This is a genomic window from Phaeodactylibacter luteus (assembly GCF_007993045.1).
Lineage (GTDB): Bacteria > Bacteroidota > Bacteroidia > Chitinophagales > Saprospiraceae > Phaeodactylibacter > Phaeodactylibacter luteus.
In genome coordinates this window covers 242,745-262,585 of the sequence record NZ_VOOR01000001.1, presented here as the reverse complement: position 1 = coordinate 262,585, position 19,841 = coordinate 242,745, and the positions used below count along the sequence as shown (strand labels likewise).

17 protein-coding genes are annotated in these 19,841 nt (G+C 54.8%); 10 read left to right on the top strand and 7 right to left on the bottom strand.

Annotation, left to right across the window (positions count from 1 at the left end):
• The first annotated feature begins 359 nt into the window (after positions 1 to 359).
• Both FRY97_RS00935 and FRY97_RS00930 read left to right on the top strand, forming a co-directional pair.
• A complete protein-coding gene (locus FRY97_RS00935; RefSeq protein WP_147165531.1) occupies positions 360 to 1,718 on the top strand; it encodes a M24 family metallopeptidase in 1,359 nt (452 codons plus the stop codon).
• Positions 1,715 to 2,539 carry a hypothetical protein gene (locus FRY97_RS00930; protein WP_147165530.1) on the top strand — a complete coding sequence of 275 codons (825 nt, stop codon included), beginning with the start codon at positions 1,715 to 1,717 and terminating at the stop codon, positions 2,537 to 2,539. Before FRY97_RS00935 ends, FRY97_RS00930 begins: the two co-directional genes overlap by 4 nt.
• Before the next feature lie 61 nt (positions 2,540 to 2,600).
• Here FRY97_RS00930 and FRY97_RS00925 read toward each other — a convergent pair whose 3' ends face one another.
• Positions 2,601 to 3,086, bottom strand: a complete 486-nt coding sequence (locus FRY97_RS00925) for a thioredoxin family protein (RefSeq protein WP_147165529.1) — start codon at positions 3,084 to 3,086, stop codon at positions 2,601 to 2,603.
• Between the two features lie 518 nt (positions 3,087 to 3,604).
• Here FRY97_RS00925 and FRY97_RS00920 point away from each other — a divergent pair.
• The 3 genes from FRY97_RS00920 to FRY97_RS00910 all read left to right on the top strand — a co-directional run bounded on the left by FRY97_RS00920 (position 3,605) and on the right by FRY97_RS00910 (position 7,408).
• Entirely contained in the window at positions 3,605 to 4,063 is a 459-nt protein-coding gene (locus FRY97_RS00920; RefSeq protein ID WP_147165528.1) for a (2Fe-2S)-binding protein, read from the top strand.
• A gap of 32 nt (positions 4,064 to 4,095) precedes the next feature.
• Positions 4,096 to 6,297, top strand: a complete 2,202-nt coding sequence (locus FRY97_RS00915; protein ID WP_147165527.1) for a xanthine dehydrogenase family protein molybdopterin-binding subunit — start codon at positions 4,096 to 4,098, stop codon at positions 6,295 to 6,297.
• 178 nt (positions 6,298 to 6,475) lie between these two features.
• The gene (locus tag FRY97_RS00910; protein WP_147165526.1) at positions 6,476 to 7,408 is read left to right on the top strand and encodes an EamA family transporter; all 933 of its coding nucleotides are present in this window, start codon (positions 6,476 to 6,478) and stop codon (positions 7,406 to 7,408) included.
• Here the strand turns inward: FRY97_RS00910 and FRY97_RS00905 are convergent.
• Positions 7,368 to 7,784, bottom strand: a complete 417-nt coding sequence (locus FRY97_RS00905; RefSeq protein ID WP_147165525.1) for a VOC family protein — start codon at positions 7,782 to 7,784, stop codon at positions 7,368 to 7,370. The two genes, FRY97_RS00910 and FRY97_RS00905, sit on opposite strands and share 41 nt — an antisense overlap.
• On the bottom strand, positions 7,781 to 8,269 hold the full coding sequence (locus tag FRY97_RS00900) for a DUF4190 domain-containing protein (RefSeq protein WP_147165524.1): 489 nt from the start codon (positions 8,267 to 8,269) through the stop codon (positions 7,781 to 7,783). Before FRY97_RS00900 ends, FRY97_RS00905 begins: the two co-directional genes overlap by 4 nt.
• A 240-nt stretch (positions 8,270 to 8,509) precedes the next feature.
• Between FRY97_RS00900 and FRY97_RS00895 the strand changes: the two genes are divergently transcribed.
• Complete coding sequence (locus FRY97_RS00895; protein ID WP_147165523.1) at positions 8,510 to 9,508, top strand: YhdH/YhfP family quinone oxidoreductase; 999 nt, start codon at positions 8,510 to 8,512, stop codon at positions 9,506 to 9,508.
• Between the two features lie 25 nt (positions 9,509 to 9,533).
• On the opposite strand, the gene FRY97_RS00890 is transcribed toward FRY97_RS00895, so the two are convergent.
• Positions 9,534 to 10,463, bottom strand: a complete 930-nt coding sequence (locus FRY97_RS00890; protein WP_147165522.1) for an ABC transporter substrate-binding protein — start codon at positions 10,461 to 10,463, stop codon at positions 9,534 to 9,536.
• A gap of 425 nt (positions 10,464 to 10,888) precedes the next feature.
• On the opposite strand from FRY97_RS00890, the gene FRY97_RS00885 reads away from it, so the two are divergent.
• The 4 genes from FRY97_RS00885 (at position 10,889) to FRY97_RS00875 (ending at position 16,616) form a co-directional block, all read left to right on the top strand.
• On the top strand, positions 10,889 to 11,251 hold the full coding sequence (locus tag FRY97_RS00885; RefSeq protein WP_147165521.1) for a hypothetical protein: 363 nt from the start codon (positions 10,889 to 10,891) through the stop codon (positions 11,249 to 11,251).
• A gap of 321 nt (positions 11,252 to 11,572) precedes the next feature.
• On the top strand, positions 11,573 to 11,707 hold the full coding sequence (locus FRY97_RS23185; protein WP_262712214.1) for a hypothetical protein: 135 nt from the start codon (positions 11,573 to 11,575) through the stop codon (positions 11,705 to 11,707).
• A 475-nt stretch (positions 11,708 to 12,182) separates the two neighbouring features.
• A complete protein-coding gene (locus FRY97_RS00880; RefSeq protein ID WP_170254438.1) occupies positions 12,183 to 15,395 on the top strand; it encodes a BspA family leucine-rich repeat surface protein in 3,213 nt (1,070 codons plus the stop codon).
• A 189-nt stretch (positions 15,396 to 15,584) separates the two neighbouring features.
• A complete protein-coding gene (locus FRY97_RS00875) occupies positions 15,585 to 16,616 on the top strand; it encodes a hypothetical protein (protein ID WP_147165519.1) in 1,032 nt (343 codons plus the stop codon).
• 316 nt (positions 16,617 to 16,932) lie between these two features.
• Here FRY97_RS00875 and FRY97_RS00870 read toward each other — a convergent pair whose 3' ends face one another.
• The 3 genes from FRY97_RS00870 to FRY97_RS00860 form a co-directional block, all read right to left on the bottom strand.
• A complete protein-coding gene (locus FRY97_RS00870; protein ID WP_147165518.1) occupies positions 16,933 to 18,045 on the bottom strand; it encodes a hypothetical protein in 1,113 nt (370 codons plus the stop codon).
• 643 nt (positions 18,046 to 18,688) lie between these two features.
• The gene (locus FRY97_RS00865; protein ID WP_147165517.1) at positions 18,689 to 19,228 is read right to left on the bottom strand and encodes a DinB family protein; all 540 of its coding nucleotides are present in this window, start codon (positions 19,226 to 19,228) and stop codon (positions 18,689 to 18,691) included.
• 79 nt (positions 19,229 to 19,307) lie between these two features.
• Positions 19,308 to 19,841, bottom strand: a complete 534-nt coding sequence (locus tag FRY97_RS00860; protein ID WP_147165516.1) for a Crp/Fnr family transcriptional regulator — start codon at positions 19,839 to 19,841, stop codon at positions 19,308 to 19,310.

The following is a 19,841-nucleotide window of genomic DNA, read 5'->3' as shown; positions in this document are numbered from 1 at the left end:
CCGGAGGAGCGACTCCTCGGAGGGCTTCAATTCAACTGGAATCAGTTTCCTACCCATTCGCCTAAATTTTTTATGGTAAATTTACATATCTATTTTCTTCTGGCGAAGCCTACTAGTGCCTTAAGCCATAAATCTCTGATACTTAAGTTGAAGTTATTTTCCGGCTAATCAAGGCGAAGGTTCGCGGCTTTAGCCCGAGCTAAAGGAGGGGTTCTTTAACGAAGAGCAGGCGGAAAAGAACGAAACTTGGGGTGGCAAGGATTTATGGCTTGAGGCACTAGAGCCCGAAAAGGATCAACGCCTGCGGTATTTTGGATTACGGCCAACTGCCCTGGCAGCTAGGAAAAACAAGAGAAAGCATGAAAAGACGATACTTGCTGCTCCTCCTGATGGGGGGCATATTTTTGGGGCAACTCCCAGCCCAAGACCGCCTGCCGGGCATTCTTTCTGTCCGGGAGCAAGCCCGGGTAATAGATGAGCTATTGGAAGACCGCCTGGAGAACCTTCTGCCACAGCTGATGAGGCGGGAGCATATCGATATGTGGGTCCTTATTGCAAGGGAGTATAACGAAGACCCTGTGCTGAAGACCATGCTGCCTAGCACTTGGCTGGCTGCCCGCCGCCGCACCATTATGGTGTTTTTTGACAATGGGCAGGAAGTGGAGAAAATCGCTATTGCCCGCTATGATGTTGGAAAACTGCTGAAAGGGGCATGGGACTTGGATGTATACCCCGATCAATGGGAAGCCTTGATGAGCATCATAGAAGAGAGGCGCCCCCGCAAGATTGCGCTGAACTATTCCATTGATTACGGGCTGGCCGACGGGCTGGCCAAGACGGAATACGAGGCCTTCATGCGCAACTTGCCTGAGCAGTATCGCGAGCGGGTCACTTCTGCCGACCGCCTCGCAATCGGCTGGCTGGAAACCCGGACACAGCGGGAGCTGCAGCTGTACGGGCATATTGCCCGCCTTGGGCACATCATCCTCCGGGAGAGCCTGTCAGAGCAGGCCATCCACCCCGGTATCACCACCACTGATGATGTCTGCTGGGCTTTGCGCCAAAAAGTAGCGGACCTCGGGCTTGACACCTGGTTCCACCCTTCTGTGTCGGTACAGCGGGCAGACATGGGCAATAATGAGTTCTTGCGCAGTTTTTCCCGCCGGCCTGAGCAAGACCTTATCCGTTACGGAGACTTGGTGCACGTAGATTTTGGCATCACCTACCTACGGCTGAATACCGATCAGCAGCAGCATTTCTATGTACTGAAGCCAGGGGAGAGCGAGCCGCCGGAAGGGCTGCAAAAGGCCTTCGAAAATGGCAACCGGGTACAGGATATACTGACCAGCCACTTCAAGGCTGGGCGCACGGGGAATGAAATCCTTAAGCTGGCATTGGAACAGGCCAAGGCGGAGGGGCTCAATGCTGCCATCTATACCCATCCCATCGGGCTGCACGGCCACGCCGCTGGCCCGGCCATCGGGATGTGGGACAAGCAGGGCGGCGTAAAAGGTACAGGCGATTATCCGCTTTTCCCCAACACGGCTTATTCCATTGAGCTCTTCGCGGCTACTGAAGTGCCGGAGTGGGGGGGCAAGCTGGTGCGCATTATGCTGGAGGAAGATGGCGTGTTCACAGGAGACCGCTTTTATTATCTGGACGGGCGGCAGCAGTCGTTGTTTGTGATCCCTGAGCCGCGGCAAAACATGGGGCAATGAATAAAGTAAAGGTATCCAAAGGCGTTCTGGCCCGCGCGAAGAAGTTGTTGATGGATGGCAGGATAGAGGAAGCGATAGGCGCGCTTCAGCAGCCGCTGAAAGGGACACAACTGGAGGATGAGTGGATGGCCGTGCACATCCGTTATCAGCGTTTGGAAGAAGAGGAGATTAAAGGGCTGCTCACACAGGAGGAGAGCAGGGTGGCGCGCAACCGTATTCAGGCTGCTTTCTTGGGCTTGTTGGAAGAAACCGGGGAGGTAGCGGTGGTGGCGGTGCCTAAAAAGCGCAAGCTGCCTGTACTCCTGAGCATAGCGGCAGCTCTAGCCGCTTTGGCTTTGGGGGCATGGTATTTTGCCCGGGTGCAGGAGCCTGTCCCTGCACAGGCAGCCCCTCAGGCCAAGCAACGAGACAGCGCACCTCCGCCTGGAAAAGCTGCAGCGCCTGCGGAGCTTGCCGCGCCACAGGGGGCGTATACTGCCCATAGGATCAGGAAGCGGGTCGGGGATGCCCAACTGCCATTTGAGATCAGCGAGCTTCGGATCTATCCGCAGGCGGTGGAAATGGACATTCAGTTGCAAAACCGGTCTTCTAGCGTGCTCACGCTTGGGGCTGCCCAACTTTTGCTCACCGATAACCAAGAGACCCGAGAGAGCTTGGATTTAGGCCAGAAGCGCCTCATGCCCGGAGAAGCGTTGACGGCCTCCCTCGTTTTCTCATCCTGGCGGGTGAAAGAACCGGAAGCGTTCAGGTTCCGGCTTTCTTTTAAGCCGTCAGAGGGCAGGGCGCGTTCGCTCAGGACCGTCTTCGGTATTTACGATTAGGGCGGAGCACAAAAAGCCCTGCCGGAAGGTTTCGGGCAGGGCTTTTGTGCAGAAGCTAATGCTATTTCCCTTTGGCGATCATCTGGTCTACGCCATTGGTGAATTCATCAACGGAAGGCGTGTAGCCCGTTTTGCCGAGGGCTTGGATTTCCATATTCCCGGTCTGATCGTTTTTGTCCATATGGAAAACCCATACGGTAGGGTAGCCGCGTACGCCAAAGCTTTGCTGCAAGGAGTAGTTCTGTTGGCGGATTTCGTCGGGCAGCTGCTTGCGGCGCGGGAAGTCGAGCTCTAGGAGCACGACGTTGTCATCTGCCCATGACTTGAATTCCGGCTTAGAGAAAACTGCGGCATCCAAGCGCTTGCACCACCCGCACCAGTCACTGCCTGTGAAGTTGGCAAGAATGGGCTTCCCGGTCTTTTGGGAAATTGCGTAAGCTTCGTCTATGTCGACCAGCCATCCTGGCTTAGTGGCTTCATAAGCGTCCTGAGCGAATGCCATCCCGCCTGCAAAGAGTAGGGCAAAAAGGATACTAAACTTTTTCATAAGATGTATTTCAGCGTTTTAAATCTAAAAGCAAGGGCTGTTCGAGGCCCAGAAGGAAACGGGGGGCTTTGGGCTGCTAGGTTCTTGAGCAATTTTACCCAGTTAATTGTCGGTATTAGACTTGATGCGTTGGGGATCATTGCTAGGTCAAAAAGGCGCTTTCCTTCCCACGCTACGCTTTCCTTTAGTCACTTCGCTTAGGCTGAGCTCCTAAAAAAGCCGGTGGGGGGAAGAAAATAGCCCATTTCCCCACTGCACTAACCCGGCGGACCAAGCCTATCATGTTTGCGCCCCGCCCGATGAATATTTTGACACCCCATTCTTAGCAACGAGGCATAAACAAAATTACAATTTTAAAAGAGAAATGGCACAACACCAAGCGTTAGGGTACTGTTAAGGCAGCAGCGGGCAAATATTGCGTAAATAGCGGCTGTTTAGGAAAAGTGCCCCAAAAACCCGATATTCCGAGAGCCGGGCATAGTGCTTAGGCTTATCCTTCACCCAATACATTTATAGTTATGGCAAAGTTTGATTTAAAGATCAATAACCAGTCCTATCAGGTGGATGTGGCGCCGGAAACCCCCCTCCTGTGGGTGCTTCGCGAGCACGCCGGCCTTACGGGCACCAAGTTTGGCTGCGGCATAGGGCAATGTGGGGTCTGTACCGTGCATCTCAACGGCACGGCCATGAGGTCCTGTTCGCTGCCGGTTTCAGCAGTGGGCACAAAAGCAGTGACGACCATTGAGGGCTTATCAGAAAAAGGGGATCACCCGGTGCAGCAAGCTTGGCTACAGCACGATGTGCCTCAGTGTGGCTATTGCCAGGCGGGGCAGATCATGACGGCAGCTGCCCTCCTTGCACAAAACCCTACCCCTTCTGATGAGGAGATCAACACCGCTATGAACGGCAACCTTTGCCGCTGCGGCACCTATACCCGCATACATGCTGCAGTGAAGACGGCCTCCTCTTTGGGCTAGCCCCAACATTTCCCAACCAGAATTGAACGATTATGACTTTTGTAAAAACATCATACAACCGGAGGTCTTTCCTGAAAGTGTCTACAGCTGCCGGCGGAGGCATACTGCTGGGCTTCAGCTGGCTTTCCTCCTGTACCTCTGAGCCGGCCCAAGCGCCGGGCCTCACTATGCCAGAGAACTGGTACGACATCAATGGCTTCCTCAAAATCGGGGAGAACGGCGTGGTGACCATCATGTCGCCCAACCCTGAAATTGGGCAGAACGTGAAAACATCTATGCCTATGATCGTAGCAGAAGAGCTCGATGTAGACTGGGAGCATGTTGTGGTAGAACAGGCCGGGCTAGATACCGAAAACTTCACGCGGCAGCTGGCCGGCGGCAGCCAATCCATCCGGCAGGGCTGGAACAGCCTGCGCACGGCTGGTGCAACGGCCCGCTATCTGCTCTTGGCCGCAGCTGCCCAACAATGGGGGGTGCCCGTTGAAGAGCTGGCCACTGAGGCAGGCGTAATCCACCATGAAAAGAGCGGGCAGTCTATAGGCTATGGAGAAGTAGCTTCGGCAGCTGCCGGCATGGAAGTGCCTTCGGAAGTGCCTTTGAAAGACCCCTCAGCGTTCAAGATCATCGGCAGCAGCCGCAAGAATGTGGATGCCCAAAAGATCGTTACCGGGCAGCCGCTTTTTGGGCTGGACGTACAACGGGAAGGCATGCGGATTGCTATGGTTGCCCACCCGCCGGCTTTTAATTTGGAACTGGAGTCTTTCGATGCTGCCGATGCGCTGGCTATGCCTGGCATCGAACAGGTTTTTGCCATAGATACGGCCCCGGAAGGGGTAGAGCAGCAGTGGTCTGATGTCAATGCCTTCCCTAAGGCAGTAGCTATTGTAGGGCGCTCTACCTGGGAGGTCATGCAGGCCCGCAAAGCATTGAAAGTTACTTGGAAGCCTACCGGGCAGGCTGAGTCTACCGGACAGCATACAGCGGCCCTGGCCAAGTTGATGGAAAAGCCGACAGCGCTGCCGCAGCGCAAAGATGGAGATCCGGACAAAGCCTTTGAAGGGGCCGCCAAAATAGTAGAGCGATCCTACCGTGCCCCGTTCTTGGCGCACAACACCATGGAGCCTATGAATTTCTTTGCCCATGTTCAGCAGGACAAAGCGGAGCTGGAAGGGCCTATTCAGACCCCGGAGTTCCTGCGCACAACGGTGGCGGCGGTATTGGGCATGGAGCCGGCACAGGTTTCCATCATGATGACCCGAATGGGCGGGGGCTTTGGGCGCCGCCTCTACGGGCAATTTGCCACGCAGGCCGCTTTGATTTCCCAACAGGCCGGGGTGCCGGTAAAACTGGTGTATACCCGAGAAGACGATATGACGCAGGGCACCTACCGGCCGGGCTATCTGGTGACTTACCGGGCAGCCTTGGATGAATCAGGCAACCTGATTGCGGTACAGGTGAAAGGGGCGGGCATCCACGGCAGCCCGGTTTTCGCCAACCGTTTTCCAGCTGGGGCGGTAGACCACTACAAAGCAGAGGATTATAGCCTGGATTCCAATATTTCGACTGGGGCCTGGCGTGCCCCCCGTTCCAATTTCATGGCTTACGCGGAGCAGTCTTTCCTCGATGAGGTGGCAGAGGCAGCGGGCAAAGACCCAATCGATTTCCGCCTCTCCCTATTTGAACGGGCGGCCACAGACCCCGTTGGGGAAAACAATGATTATGATGCGGAGCGCTACGCCGGTGTCCTGAAACTGGTGAAGGAAAAGTCGGGCTGGGGCAAACCTGCGCCTGGTTTGCACCGCGGGGTTTCTGCTTATTACTGCCACAATAGTTATGTAGCGCAGGTGGTCGATGTTGAAATAAAAGGCGGGCAGCCCAAGGTGAAAAAGGTCTGGTGTGCGGTAGATTGTGGCATCGTCGTCAACCCGGATGCTGCGCGCAACCAAATCGAAGGAGGGATTGTAGACGGCATCGGCCATGCCATGTACAGCGCCCTGACTTTCGCAGATGGGCGGCCCGAACAGCAGAACTTTGACCGTTACCGGCTCATCAGGCATGCCGAAGCCCCCGAAGAGATAGAGACATTCTTCGTCGACAACGGCATAGACCCTACTGGGCTGGGCGAGCCTTCCCTTCCGCCTATACAGTCGGCCTTGGCCAATGCCCTGTACCAGGCAACAGGCAAGCGCCTTTACAGTCAGCCATTCATGAGCGAGGCGGAGGTATTGGGCTAAGCCGCTAAGGTGCCCCCCCCCTTTGGGAAAGGAAGCCCCGGTGCTGAACGCGCCGGGGCTTTTCCCATTAGCGGGGCGATGTGTTTTTACCCTCCTTTGGCGTTGAATTGCGCGGAAATAGGCACCTTTGAGCCATTGATCAACAGGTGGGGTCAGCTCCGCCTTCCAATCCCTTTTCATGGGCCAATCCAAAGAGCGCCTCAGCCCGGAGGCCTTGCATAACCGGGCTTTATTGGCAGTTGCATTCCTGGGCATTATTTGGGGCGCGACCTATCTGGGCGTCAAGCTGGCCATGCGCGCCATCCCTGTGTTTATGTTGGCGGGCATCCGGGAGCTTTTGGCCGGGCTCATCTTTTTACTGGGCTCTTGGATATGGGAGAAACCCCAAAAAGTAGCTTGGCGGGACCTTCTCATACAGGGCTTGTATGGGCTGGGCTTTTTTACCGGTGCGCGCGGCCTGATGGCGCTGGCGCTGGAATATGCTTCTTCTGGCTTGGTCGCGCTTGTTTTTTCTCTGATTCCGGTCTATGTGTTTTTCCTTAATGCCTTCACGGGGCAGTTCCGTTTCAACCGGCGAATTTTGGCCGGCCTGGCCCTTGGGGCTATTGGCATGGTGCTGGTGTTCCGGGAGAGCCTGTTTGGCATGGAAGACAGTGGGCAGCTTATCGGGATTGGCATCGCCTTTCTGGCAGCCCTCAGCTGGGCGGGCACGAGCGTACTGCTTTACGGCAAGCCGGAGCCCTTGCCGCTCCTATTGCGTTCGGCATCACAGCTGATCGTTGGGGCAATGGGGCTGCTGCTCATCAGCACGCTAAGAGGCGAGCAGCTGGCCTGGGAAGCGCTCTCTTGGGAGGCGGTTGGCGCCCTGCTCTACTTGGTCCTTTTTGGTTCTATAGCGGGCTTTGGGTCCTATGCTTTTGCCATACGGCACCTGCCGGTGGCAAGGGCCACTTTGTATGCCTACATCAACCCTTTTGTCGCGCTGTTCTTGGGGTGGCTGGTCCTTGGCGAGGCCCTGAGCCTAGAGCTGCTGCTGAGCTTTTGCATCACCCTTCTAGGCGTGTATTGGGTCAATCAGGGTTACCGGCAGGCTGCTGCTGAAGTTCGATAAAGTCCCAGCGGTTGCCGTAGAGGTCGCGGAAAACCGCTACTTTCCCATAAGGCTCTGTGCGGGGCGCTTCTTCAAAGTCTACGCCTGCAGCAAGGTAGCGTTGGTAGTCGCGGTCGAAATTATCGGTGTAGAGGAATAGGAAGACCCGCCCTCCGCCCTGTTGGCCGATATAGCTCCGCTGGGCTTCATTTTTGGCTTTCGCCAAAAGCAGTTCACAGCCGGGCCCTGCTCCGGCAGGCCGTACGACGACCCATCTCTTTTCCGGGGAAAGTGGGGTATCCTCCAGCAGGTCAAACCCCAATTTTTGAGTGAAATAGGCAATGGCATGGTCGTAGTCGTCGACAAGCAGGGCAATGCGCCCGAGGTGCTGTTTCATATGATCAAAGATAGTGCAAGGAAAGAAGCAAAAGCGGCAGAGGTGAATGTGGCCGTGAATATAGCGAACAAGGCAATAATGGAGATCACGATAAAAGCGACCAGTAGCAGGCCGCTAATGGTCAGGCCTGCGATGGCCAAGCCCCTGCCACGCTCTTTGCCGGGATTGTCTTTCAGCTCCTTTAGAGCGAGTATGCATAGGGTGATGGCGGATACAAAAAACAGAAAAGGCATTAGCGGGATGAGCAGCGCGCAGATGAAGCCGGCTAATGCCAGCTTATTTACGGGGCGTGTGTCCTTGGTTTTCTTCTGAGCTTTTTTAGCCTTTTTGGCCAGCCATTTCATGGCCAGCTTTTCTTTGAAGGAGCGTTTTGCTGGCTGGCGCTCTGCCAGGGCGGCCTCATTTGGGGTGGTTACTGCTGCCTGTGCTGGCTGTAGGGGGAGGGTGGAAAAAAGCAAAGCAAAGAGGATGAGTAGAAGTCTCATGGCAGAATACTTTAGGGTTAGGTGATCAAACTAGTGGGTTGAGCCGTAATTTTTTGACAAATAAAGGCCAAGCACCTGAAAAGGCTTAGAGCGTGGAAATACTATCAAATAATTCGGTCTAGCCACACTAGGGTATAGAACGTATGAGCGCCCAAAGTGGTGAATTGTAGCGCATTGTTGTAAATATAGTATTTTTTTCTGTTTACCTTAGGCTGCTCACCATTCCAAGATCAGAATTTTATGGCAAATCTTACATTTAAAGCGTTGCAAGCCCGGGAGATAGCGGGCGGGGGGTTCGAAACGGCTATTGTAGACCGCACCACTGACAGCCTCCCAGAGGGTGAAGTGCTGGTGAAAGTCCGCTACTCTTCCCTCAATTACAAAGACGCTTTGTCAGCAGCTGGCAATAAGGGGGTGACGCGCGAATACCCGCACACGCCTGGCATTGATGCTGCAGGTGAAGTGGTGGAGGATACGTCGGGCGCTTTCGCGCCCGGTGCAGAGGTCATTGTGACGAGCTACGACCTGGGGATGAACACTAGTGGGGGCTTTGGGCAGTACATCCGCGTGCCAGCGGCGTGGGTGGCCCCATTGCCGGAGGGGCTTTCTTTGAAAGAGGCCATGATGCTGGGCACAGCCGGGCTCACTGCCGGGATGTGCGTGCAGCGCATTGCCGAGGCTGTGGTGCCGGGTGCCGGCCCCATTGTCGTTTCCGGGGCTACGGGCGGGGTAGGCTCCATAAGCGTAGCCATACTTTCTAAGCTAGGGTATCAGGTGGCAGCCGTGACGGGCAAGCCGGAGGCTGCCCCTTTTCTGGAAAGCCTGGGCGCATCGGAAATCATAGCCCGCGATGAGATTGGGGAGCCTGAGAAGCGCCCCCTGCTCAAAAGCAGGTTTGCGGGCGCAGTGGATACGGTTGGCGGCCCAATACTGGAGAACATCATCAAATCAGCTCAGCCGATGGCGGTAGTGGCGAGCTGTGGGAACGCGGCGTCGCCTCAGCTCAACCTGACCGTCTTCCCTTTTATCCTGCGTGGCGTCTCCTTGGTAGGCATAGACAGCCAAAACTTCCCTATGCCAGCCCGCCGGGCGGTATGGCAGCACCTGGCTACAGATTGGAAACCGGGGCAGCTGATGAGCATGGCAGAGGTAGTCGGGCTAGAAGGCTTGCAAGAAAAGATCGGCCTGATCCTGAAAGGCCAGCTGAAAGGCCGAGTGGTGGTTGACCTTTGGGGTTAGCCGGAATGATGGGGCAGGGGGCAGGTTATCCGTTCAGCCATTCATTGGAGAAGATGCGGTGTAGGTCGAGGTCTGCGGGTTCTATGTGGTGGGTTTTTAGCCATTGCCCAAAAGCCTCTACCCGCTTGGGGGCCATATAGCCCCATTGGCCGTCATATAGGTAGGCGCTACCGGTGAGCTGCTGGGCTTTTAAAAGGTCGATCTGTGCGCTATCTTGGCTGGGCACATGTGGGGCAAGGTGGGAAACAGCCTCCTGCGGATGCGCTGCAGCGTACTGGAAACCTTTGGCAGACGCTTTTAGAAAGCGCCGGAAGAGGTTGGGGGCAGCCCGCAGCGTAGGCCCGAGCGCGAGCAGCACGGGGGAGTAGCCATAAGGGATGCCATAGTCCTCCATCCGGAATGTTCGCAGCTGTATGCCCTGCTGTTCGGCGGCAACCCCTTCCCAGTTGGTGAATATCCAGGTGGCATCGGCCTGGCCCTTGAGCAGGGTATCCCAAATGCCGAGTTTGGAAGGGTAGGAGAGCAGGGGGGCTTCGGCTTGGCCTTTGGCACTCCCGAGATCATTGGCTACCATTGTTTTTACAATCTGATCTTCGTAACGGGCACCGTAGGAAGCATATTTCCGCCCAGCAAGCTCAGCAGGGCGTTGTATGCCGCTCTCTTTCAGCACGGCAATGCCGCTGAGGTCTTGCTGCAAGATGGCGGCAATAGCGACCGCTTCGGCGGGCTTTTCTTTGGTATGCAGGCTGATGGCGCTTTCGCTGGGCGCAACGGCGATATCGGCCTGCCCCCGCAGCAATTTTCTGGCGGGGGTAGTCTGGTAATTGTCCTGTCCGGGGTGGAGGATTTCCAGGGCCATGCCGGCCTCTGCATAGTAGCCTAAAGCTTGTGCGGTGAAAAATCCGGTGTGGTTGGTGTTGGGGGTCCAGTCTAGGGCGAGGCGCAATGCGGGCATGAATTTGCGTATTGGTTCCGGGAGGGGTACAAATTCCCGAGGGGATTTGTTCGGGCAGGGCAGGAAAGAGGACAAGGCAGGCTGATGGCTGGCCCTGATGTTTGTGGGCCATCAGGCTTGATCGGCTATAGCGTGGCAACGGACTAGCGCTGCGGAGGGGTGGGAAGCCCGGTAGGGCCGAGCGAGGAGCGAGCCCCGGAGCATAGCGGCCCGCGCCTTAGTGCGCTAAGGCGCGGGAGGCCCCAAAAGGTATCCCTGCTTATGGCATTTTGGGGCTATTGGTAAGGATTTCTGTGCTGTTCATAGGGATGGGTTGGCTACGGCTTTGGGAGCCCGTAAATTGTTGATCATAAAACAATTATCAAGGGCTGGCTTGACTTTGGCAAGGCAAGTTGCCCCATTTTGCCACTTAAAAACCACTAAGTATGAAAAACCTTGCTTCAATTTTGTTTTTGGCAGCCTGTTGCTTTTTTGCCCCTGCCTTTACTTTCCTTGGGGAGGCCCCGGCAAAAGCAATCGTGGATGAATGCCCGGCCGCTGGAGATCATACCACCACTGTGATCGTCTACAAGGATGGCAAGCGTGTTGGGAGCGGCTACAAGGTATCTCTGGAGTTTGTAGGTGGGCTGTCGGTGAGCGGCTTCACCAAGAATTTTTACACGAATTCAGACGGCATTGCCTACGTTGAGCATGCGAGCGAAGGCACGGTAAAAGTGTATGTGGACGGCAATTGGTCAGATCATCAGACTAAGGGCAAGGCTCCGGGCAAAATTTCGGTTTATCTGTAAATGGGAAAGCCGGGCTTGTTGTGGCCGGCCTTGGGCGCAATCGTGCTGAAGGCTGGCCGTGCCCTGCGAAAGGGCGGCACATACAGGCTGATGCGGGGGATTGCCCGCGCCCTCCTGATTGGTTAACGTAAACAGCACCTTAGGGCCCTTGGGGCACACTTTAACCTTGCTGTGGATGGCTACTACAAAAGCTGCCACATTAGCAAATTCTATTCTAACGCGATTGCTACAGCTACAAAAACCTGAAAAGGCACCCTTGTTTTGATAGGAGCTGCCTTTGGCAGGGTATACCTCTGCACATTAAATCCTGTACACTATGAAATGTTCTTTACCCACGAAAGCAATAGGGCGATGGGCTCTATTGCTCTGTTCGCTCTTGCTGAGTTCATCGGCCACGATGTTGGCCCAAAGCTGCCCTACCGGCAGCCTCACCCTGTCATCACAGGCTCAGATTGATGCCTTCCCGACGGATTATCCGGGATGTGCTATAATGCCCGGCACACTGACAATCATAGAAGCTACCCCTGGTGATATTACGGATCTTAGCCCGCTTAGTCAGTTGACGGTTATTAATGGAAACTTAGGTATTATCTCGAACCAAGCGCTGACTAGTTTGCAAGGCTTGGAAGGCCTGACAAACATAACCGGGAACCTCGGGATTGGTAATAACTCAAACTTGTTAAGTTTAAATGGATTGGATGGGCTGGTGTCCGTACATGGCGTATTTAATATATTTAGCAATCAGAGTTTGTCTAACCTTTCGGGATTATCCAGCCTAGATTATATCTATGATTTTTCATTGGTTTCGAATCCTAACCTGAATGATATAGGAGGTGTAAGTCAGGTAAGTACAATTGAAGATAGGTTTTATGTTAATCAGTGTGCAGGCCTGACTTCACTTTCCTCCATAGAAAACATCGATATCTCAAATATGAGCAGTTTATCGATTGCGAACTCTCCTAACCTTGCTATCTGTGGAGTGTCCAATATTTGTGACTACGCAAGTGTCCCGGGAAATACAGTTAATATTTCAAATAACGCCCCGGGCTGTAACTCGCTCAATGATGTACGTACTGCTTGTTCTCCTTTTGAGGGTATGGCCCCTTTTCTTACCACCTGGAAGACCGACAGCCCCGGCACTTCCAATTCCACCTCGATCACCATTCCCACTACCGGCACCGGTTACAGCTATGATGTAGACTGGGAAAATGACGGTATCTACGATGATTTCGGGGTTACTGGAAGTATAACGCATGATTATGGTACGGCGGGTACCTATCAGGTGGCTATACGGGGGGATTTTCCACGTATCTATTTTAACAATGTTGGCGACAGAGAGAAAATACTTTCAGTAGATCAGTGGGGAGATATTGCGTGGGCGAGTATGGAGCGCGCATTTTATGGAGCCGAGAACTTGGTCTATAATGCAGTAGATGCACCTGATCTATCAAATGTATTTAGCATGTCGTCAATGTTTTTTGGCGCAACGTCGTTTAATGGCAATCTCAATAATTGGGATGTCTCAAATGTCCGCTTCCTCATCTTTATGTTTGCCAACGCTTCCAGTTTTAACGGAGACATTAGCGATTGGGATGTTTCAAATGTCAGATCAATGCTTCGAATGTTTTCCGGGGCTGTTGCTTTCAATCAACCTTTGAACCAATGGAATACCGGAAGTGTGACAGATATTAGATACATGTTTGATGGCGCTCTTGCCTTTAACCAACCGCTAAATAATTGGGATGTCTCCAGTTGTTTTTCGCTGGAAGCGGTATTTCTGGGAGCTGCTTCTTTCAATCAGCCTTTAGATAATTGGGATGTTTCGGGAAGCAATCACTTTGGAGCACTATTCAAGGGTGCAGCTGCTTTTGATCAGGATTTGGATACATGGGATGTATCTAATGGGAAATACTTTAACTCGACTTTTGAAGGGGCAGCCTCCTTCAACGGTGATATAACAACTTGGGATGTAAGCCAGGCGGAAAGGATGTGGAATATGTTTGCCGACGCTTCCTCCTTTAATCAGGATATTGGTAACTGGGATGTCTCAACAGTGACCAACATGAGCCGAATGTTTGATGGCGCGGCCAGCTTTAATCAAAATATAGGCAACTGGGACGTTAGCAATTTAACCTCTATGCAGCTCCTTTTTGAAGAGGCTTCCAGCTTCAATCAGGATATTAGTAGTTGGAATACTTCGGGGGTGACAAATATGGATTACATGTTTTCTGGTGCTACTAGCTTCAATCAGGATATATCTTCTTGGGAGGTTTCCAGTGTGGAAAGCATGATTAGCATGTTTGAATTTGCAGAAAGCTTTGATCAAGACCTAAGTGCATGGGATATTGCTTCCGCTTCCGATATGAGATGGATGTTCGCTGAAGCCGGCCTTTCCCAAACCAACTACGACAACACCCTTATCGGCTGGGCCGCACAAAATGTACAAAGCAACGTAAGCCTGGGGGCTGATGGCCTGACCTACTGCGCCGGAGAAACCGCTCGGAACACACTAATCAATACCTACGGATGGAATATCACCGGCGACAGCAAAGATTGCCCGCCCACCCCCGGCTGCACCGACCCCACCGCCCACAACTACAACCCGGCAGCCAATCAGGACGATGGCTCCTGCGAGACCTGCAGCGATGGCATTCAGAATGGCGATGAGACCGGCGTGGACTGCGGCGGCTTGCTGTGCGGGCCATGCCCCATTGGCCCGCCTTCCATCACCGCATTTACAGAGGGGGCTATCCTGGACAACGGCTGCTCCAATGAGGGGCGCCCTGAAGAAGGCATCACCATCCCGCTGGCGTGGACTGCTGTTGAGGGGGCGGATTTGTATAATATAGTTCTGGCCAATGCCGGAGCGGCCATTCCGCTGGTCAATGCGAATACATCAGCGACTACCTATGTCTACAGTTGCACGGGCTGTTTCACCAATTCTCAGGCAGTTGAGGTAAAGGTGCGCGCGCGGGCCAATGGCATTTGGACCGAATTTTCCCCTACGGTGACCGGCAGCTTTGAGCCGGTAAATACCGACTGCCCGGACTGCATCCCTACCGTTGGCTGCAGCAACATCACCGTTGAGCTGGGCCCCGATGGGCACCTCTTCCTTACGCCCGGCATGATAGACGATGGCGCCTCGGAGGCTTGTGGCACCGGCACGCTCAGCCTGGATCAGGAGCACTTTACCTGTGGCGACCTCGGCATTCAGCCGGTGACGCTGACGGCAACCGATGGCAATGGCGGCAGCGCGAGCTGTACGGCTCAGGTCACGATAGTAGAGGGCATGGGCTTGCCTGCCCCGTGGTATGGGGCAGAGGTGGGCAGCGCACCGGGCACCCTGGCCGGTTATAGCCCCTGCACAGCGTCACAGGAGGTATCGGTCACGAGCGGAGCGCTCAACCCCATCAATGGCCCTGAGGACCATTTGGGCGGCGCCTGGCAGTCGGTATGTGGCGATTTCACCCTTACCGCCCGTGTTTCGTCGGTGTCCAACGGATATGCAGGGCTTGTGGCGAGGGAAGGGTCAAGCGCAGGCAGCCGTTATGTAGGGCTGTACACAGCCGGTGGCAGCATCTACCGGCGTGAGTCGCGCACGGTCACGGGGGGTGCGAAGCAAGCGGCCCTTCACATGGGCAGCCCAGGCGGATGGATGCGTTTGCAGCGTCAGGGCAACCTGTTCAGGCTGTACCGCAGCCTGAACGGGGTACAGTTTCAGCTGCTGGCACAGCTTGTGGTGCCGATGGGGAGTTGTACGGAGGTAGGCCTTGCCGTGTTCTCTATCCGCCCGGGCCTTGCGGTGGAAGCTTCCTTTAGCGGGGTCAGCCTATCCGGTGGCGGCAGCAGCTTAGGAGGTGGCGGGCTGCAGCTGCAGGGCAGCACAGTTGCCCCTCAGGGAGAGGCTTTGCCCTCGGCCCTATCGGTTTTCCCCAATCCGACATCAGGCCAGGCGACGCTTCAGGGGCTGTCCCCGGAAGGGGCGGCACCTGAAGTGAGGGTGTACAACGCACAGGGGCAAATGGTGCAGCAGCAGCCCATCCCGCCAGGCATTAGCCATATTGGGTTGGACCTGAGCGCCCATGCTCCGGGCATATACTTCCTCCACATTGGCGGTGAGGCCGTACAGGTGGTGGTGGAATAGCGGGAAAAGCGCCTGAGCAGACCTCGGCCATGGCCAGCCCCACACTTGAGGCTGGCCATGGCCGTTTGCGTTTATGCAGGAAGGCGGTACGTTTGTGCAGCCATGCTCCACAGTCATACATGGGCGGCTGGTAGGGAAAGGCAGGGGCTTAATTTTGTCCTTATCAATTACTCACTCAAACAAACCGCTTTGGAAACACTGTTCAAACAACTTGGGGCTGCAGCCCTTATCCTTGCGCTCTCTTTTTCTGCCCAAACCGCTAATGCACAGCTTATGAAACGCCTGAAAGAACAGGCGAAATCTGCACTCGCCCAATCGGACGAAGGGGGCGCGGCTATGGCAGCACTGAACGCTTTGAAGACTTCTGCCACGTTCAAGCAGATGGAGAGCCCGTACGGGCCTCCTGAGCCGGTCGCAGGCGTTCTGACCCACCGGGGCAGCGATATGGTAGATTATATTGCCTTCTATCCGGCAGACGAGGGGCCTGAAGATAAATTTGCGGCCATCTCTCCCCCAGATTTCCTACAAGAAGATGCTCCCCAAGGCGTGACCGTTCATGCTATCGTGACGGGCTCTATGATATTGCCCAGCCCGCTCAACCCCAGCCAGGATATTGCTTTTAATGGGGAAGGTGCGCGAGTGCTTGAAGTAGGAGAAGACACCTACGTTATTTATGGGGGCACGCTTGAGAATGCTGCGATGGCACATGGTGTGCCCGCCTATTTTGTGGATGTTGTGGTTGTAGCTGTAGTCGCCCCTACAGAGGAAGGCGTTGCGGAGTGGGACAATGGCAAGGGCCTCGAAATGGCTAAAAGCTACGAAGGAAAGCTGGAGCAGAAATATCTTGCTGCATTGCGCGCAGGGGAAGCTGCTGTATCTATGCCGGGCCCTGGCCGCTTGCACCAAGACGCCAATGTGCTCAATGCTTCTAAGCAATTCCTCAACGCGCTTTGCAAAAAGGACGGGCAGCAACTGAAATCCGTGGTGGTACAATCGAATGATTGGGAAGTGGTGCGCCACAAAGTGACCGGGGAAACCCTCTACCGCTGGGCTTATGGTGCGTTCTCCCAGAAAAACCCCGATGGGCGTTGTATGCTGCACGGTTTCAAGGTCCGTCAGAACCATAATGGCAACAATTTCAGCAATGAGGTGCGTTTTGATGGCCTGATTATGGCGGATGCCCGCTACGGGAAGTACATGGATTGCAGCAACGCCAAATAGGGGGGAAGCCCAATATTGAAGGATCATAAAGTTAAACCGCTTCCGGCCGGTTTAGTGGACATTTTTGAGCCGGAAGCTGTATAACTGGCTTGTACAGGCTGTCGGCCCCCTGATTTGTGTGTAGCAGGGGCGCCCGACAGCCTGTTTTTGTTTAGAGAGCGTGTTGGGAGTTTAAAATTTGGTCTGCACTTGCCGAATTTTGTGCTACTCAGCGTTAAAAATACTCGCCGATGCTGCCGGCATCGACTCCGTTTTTCGCCTTGATTAGCATGAAATTTGGCTGCGTTCGCCTCAAACTTAAAGTCCCAACACGCCTTTAATCCGCCACCCGCCTCAGGGGGACGTCTGCCCCGAGTAGCAACGAGGGCCACCAAGTACCTTGGCTCTGATGGTACCGCAGCCCCGGTACAGTCAGAATGCTGAACCATTTCAATCGGTAGCGCGCTCCTGCGGAAAAGCGGAATATAGGGCGCCCTCCGGGCGATTTCAGGATGGAATTATCCGTAAGGATGGAGAGCTGCGGGTTGACCGTAGAGGCTGCGCTCAGCCCAAGGGTCAGTAGCCGGACATCCCCTTCTATATAGTTGATAAACCTGCTGCTTTCAAAAATGTACCTAACCCTTGGGAACCCTGCGCTCAGCGTCAAGTGGCTAAGGGGAGTGCCTAAAGAGAGGTTGGTATACAACATGTTAAAATTGGCGAGGCCGTCATTAGCGGCACCGGTGATGCCCCCTGCCCCAAGCGTCAGTTTGTTTTTTATCAATGGGAGGGAGAGGTGCGCCCTGGCCCAAACGGGGAATCGTGTACGGTCGTCGGGCATTACACCGGGCAGTACAGCCACCCCGCCGCTTACTGTGAGGAAGTTGGTCAAACCGATATGCAGCTGATTGGCGAGGAGGCCTGTGTTGCTGTAGAGTATTTCTCCTGCATTCAGCCCGAATGCAGTAGGCTGCAGCGCCCCCCTCGTGCGCGTAGGGTCGTGCCACGTCTGCCAGGTTTCCCTCAGGGCAGGCTTTGATGCGAAACGTACCTTGTGGCGGAGCAGTGCGGCGGCATCGCCCGAAGCGGTTTTCAGGTAGAGGTAGTTGAGGTCGCAGCTGTCTACCTGTGCAATATACTCATGTATGCCCTGGTAAAAAATCCAGGATTGCTGCTTGTCCTGGCAGGCTTCGTCATTGATCAGCTCGCCCTGATAGTAATTGGGGCGGGCAATAGTCATTGCCCTGTATCGTACTTCGGCAATGCTGTCGAGGGGGAAGCCTTGCTTGGCATTGGGGGAGCCGGGCTTTGAATACTGTAAATAATTGGTGGCATAGTATTCGGCGTAAGCCAAAAACTGTTTCCCGCTTTTTAAGATGATGGTATCTTGGGAGAAAGCAAAAGTGGCAAGGCAGGCGAAAACCAGGGTTAGGTGTTGTCGTTTTTTCATACTTTCTTTTATGGGTTCCTCAGCAAGTTAAGGGAATTATCTATTTGGCACAATGGTGAACGCATATTGAGCATTTTTTTCATCAATTCTTCTCGTGCAGTGCTCGTTGGAATGGTTGGGGGGCAAATCCAATTGCCGTTTTTTTCTGCCCAGCCTGCTTTGCGGGGTGGGGCCTGCCCCTGCCATCTGGCAGGTGCCGCTATGCTCCGGGGCTCGCTATCCGCTCGGCCCCTCGCCCTACAGGGGTCGGGTCTGGCCTTCGGCCACCCCTGCGCAGCGCTAGGCCAATGCCAGGCTGAAGCCCGAAAAGCATAAGCGCCTGGGGCGGTAGCCTTGTGGCTTATGAGTTTACCCTGGAAGGCTTTTACTAGGTAGAAACGCCTGATCCGGTACTCAACTATATCTATCCTGAGCCAGGCCAATATGCCATCAGTGTGCGGGTGAAAGATAACGAAGGGGCGTGGCCGGATCCGGTACGCAGCGTAGTCACGGTGTCAGAGTAGTTCTCTGAGAGGGGTGCTCCTGGGCTTTGCGTAAGCGATGTGGAGGGGTGCTCCTTTGGAGCAGATGCCACGGCGAGTGGCAGCCAAGCCCCGAAACGTAGCGCCCCGCCCGCCTGGCAACCACAGGGGCGGGGTACGCCCTAACCCTTTACGGCTTGTTCGGCCTGAAGCAGGTGCCGGAAGTTGTGGTAGATGACTATACGCAGGGTGTCGCCAAGGCGGAGCTTGATCCAACGGGAAATGGAAATGGCGGTTTTGGTGCGCTGCAGGTCCACCTCACGGGACTGCTCAAGCAGCTGTAGCCACTGTTCTTGTTGGCGGATGAACTGGTGTAGGGTATCCTTGTCTAATTGGCTGCCGGAGGGGTTCATGGAGCGGAAAGTGCTCATCCGGTTTAGGGGCTCGCGGGGCAGCATGGATTGGGCAAAATAATCGCCAAGCCAGCCGGGCCGGTAGTGTTTTTGTGCTGACCGGGCTGCTTTGGCCAGTTGGCCGTTTACTTCTGGGAGGTAGAAATCGCCGTAGCGGTTGAGGTGTTCGATACACTCTAGCGCGCTCCACTTCCTGGGGGCAGAACGGGCGTTGAGGGCTCCGCTCGTGTGTTGGAGCAGGGCTTGTGTGCGTTGTATGTGATCGTGGGTTCGGGCTTGGAGGTCGTCGATCAAAACTTGGGCTTCCATGTTTCTAGCATTTTCCACAAAGATGGGGGCTTACGGGCGGAAGCGCCTTGATTGAAATCAAGATTACAGCTGCGCGGGCCTACTTTTTCAGCCTGGAAAGGGTTTCTGGCGTCATGCGGAGGTAGGAAGCGATGTATTTATGCGGGACTTCCTGAAAGAGCTGCGGGCTACGGCTCAGTACCCTATGGTACCGTGCTGCCGGGGCATTGATGAGCAGGTCTTGTTCGCGCTCCATTTGCTGGAGGGCCAATTGCTCGAGCAGCTGTTGATAGAGCCGGCGGTAACCCGGCTCCCGCCCTAACAGCTCTTCGTAGGCTTGGCGGGGAATGCTGAGCACTTCACATTGGCGCAAGGCTTGTAGGCTGTAAATGGTGGGTTTTCCGGAGATAAAACTGTCTAAGGCAGCGATAAAGTCCCCTTCGTAACCGAAGCGTATGGTGTGCTCTTCTTCCCCTTGCTGCAGGAATACACGGACACTGCCGCTGAGCAGGTAGTACAGGTGAGGGTGGGGGGCGCCTTCTTGTACGAGAAAGCTGCCCCGTGGGATAAGCCGCGGTGGGCTCCAGCCCCCTTCCTTTTCGATGACTTTGTATAGCTCCTGTATGAGGCCCAT

What these genes read in the sequence shown, in the direction of transcription:
- FRY97_RS00935 (WP_147165531.1), top strand. Translation starts at nt 360, where the DNA reads ATGAAAAGACGATACTTGCTGCTCCTCCTGATGGGGGGCATATTTTTG.
- FRY97_RS00930 (WP_147165530.1), top strand. Translation starts at nt 1,715, where the DNA reads ATGAATAAAGTAAAGGTATCCAAAGGCGTTCTGGCCCGCGCGAAGAAG.
- FRY97_RS00925 (WP_147165529.1), bottom strand. Translation starts at nt 3,086, where the DNA reads ATGAAAAAGTTTAGTATCCTTTTTGCCCTACTCTTTGCAGGCGGGATG.
- FRY97_RS00920 (WP_147165528.1), top strand. Translation starts at nt 3,605, where the DNA reads ATGGCAAAGTTTGATTTAAAGATCAATAACCAGTCCTATCAGGTGGAT.
- FRY97_RS00915 (WP_147165527.1), top strand. Translation starts at nt 4,096, where the DNA reads ATGACTTTTGTAAAAACATCATACAACCGGAGGTCTTTCCTGAAAGTG.
- FRY97_RS00910 (WP_147165526.1), top strand. Translation starts at nt 6,476, where the DNA reads ATGGGCCAATCCAAAGAGCGCCTCAGCCCGGAGGCCTTGCATAACCGG.
- FRY97_RS00905 (WP_147165525.1), bottom strand. Translation starts at nt 7,784, where the DNA reads ATGAAACAGCACCTCGGGCGCATTGCCCTGCTTGTCGACGACTACGAC.
- FRY97_RS00900 (WP_147165524.1), bottom strand. Translation starts at nt 8,269, where the DNA reads ATGAGACTTCTACTCATCCTCTTTGCTTTGCTTTTTTCCACCCTCCCC.
- FRY97_RS00895 (WP_147165523.1), top strand. Translation starts at nt 8,510, where the DNA reads ATGGCAAATCTTACATTTAAAGCGTTGCAAGCCCGGGAGATAGCGGGC.
- FRY97_RS00890 (WP_147165522.1), bottom strand. Translation starts at nt 10,463, where the DNA reads ATGCCCGCATTGCGCCTCGCCCTAGACTGGACCCCCAACACCAACCAC.
- FRY97_RS00885 (WP_147165521.1), top strand. Translation starts at nt 10,889, where the DNA reads ATGAAAAACCTTGCTTCAATTTTGTTTTTGGCAGCCTGTTGCTTTTTT.
- FRY97_RS23185 (WP_262712214.1), top strand. Translation starts at nt 11,573, where the DNA reads ATGTTCTTTACCCACGAAAGCAATAGGGCGATGGGCTCTATTGCTCTG.
- FRY97_RS00880 (WP_170254438.1), top strand. Translation starts at nt 12,183, where the DNA reads ATGAGCAGTTTATCGATTGCGAACTCTCCTAACCTTGCTATCTGTGGA.
- FRY97_RS00870 (WP_147165518.1), bottom strand. Translation starts at nt 18,045, where the DNA reads ATGAAAAAACGACAACACCTAACCCTGGTTTTCGCCTGCCTTGCCACT.
- FRY97_RS00865 (WP_147165517.1), bottom strand. Translation starts at nt 19,228, where the DNA reads ATGGAAGCCCAAGTTTTGATCGACGACCTCCAAGCCCGAACCCACGAT.
- FRY97_RS00860 (WP_147165516.1), bottom strand. Translation starts at nt 19,841, where the DNA reads ATGGGCCTCATACAGGAGCTATACAAAGTCATCGAAAAGGAAGGGGGC.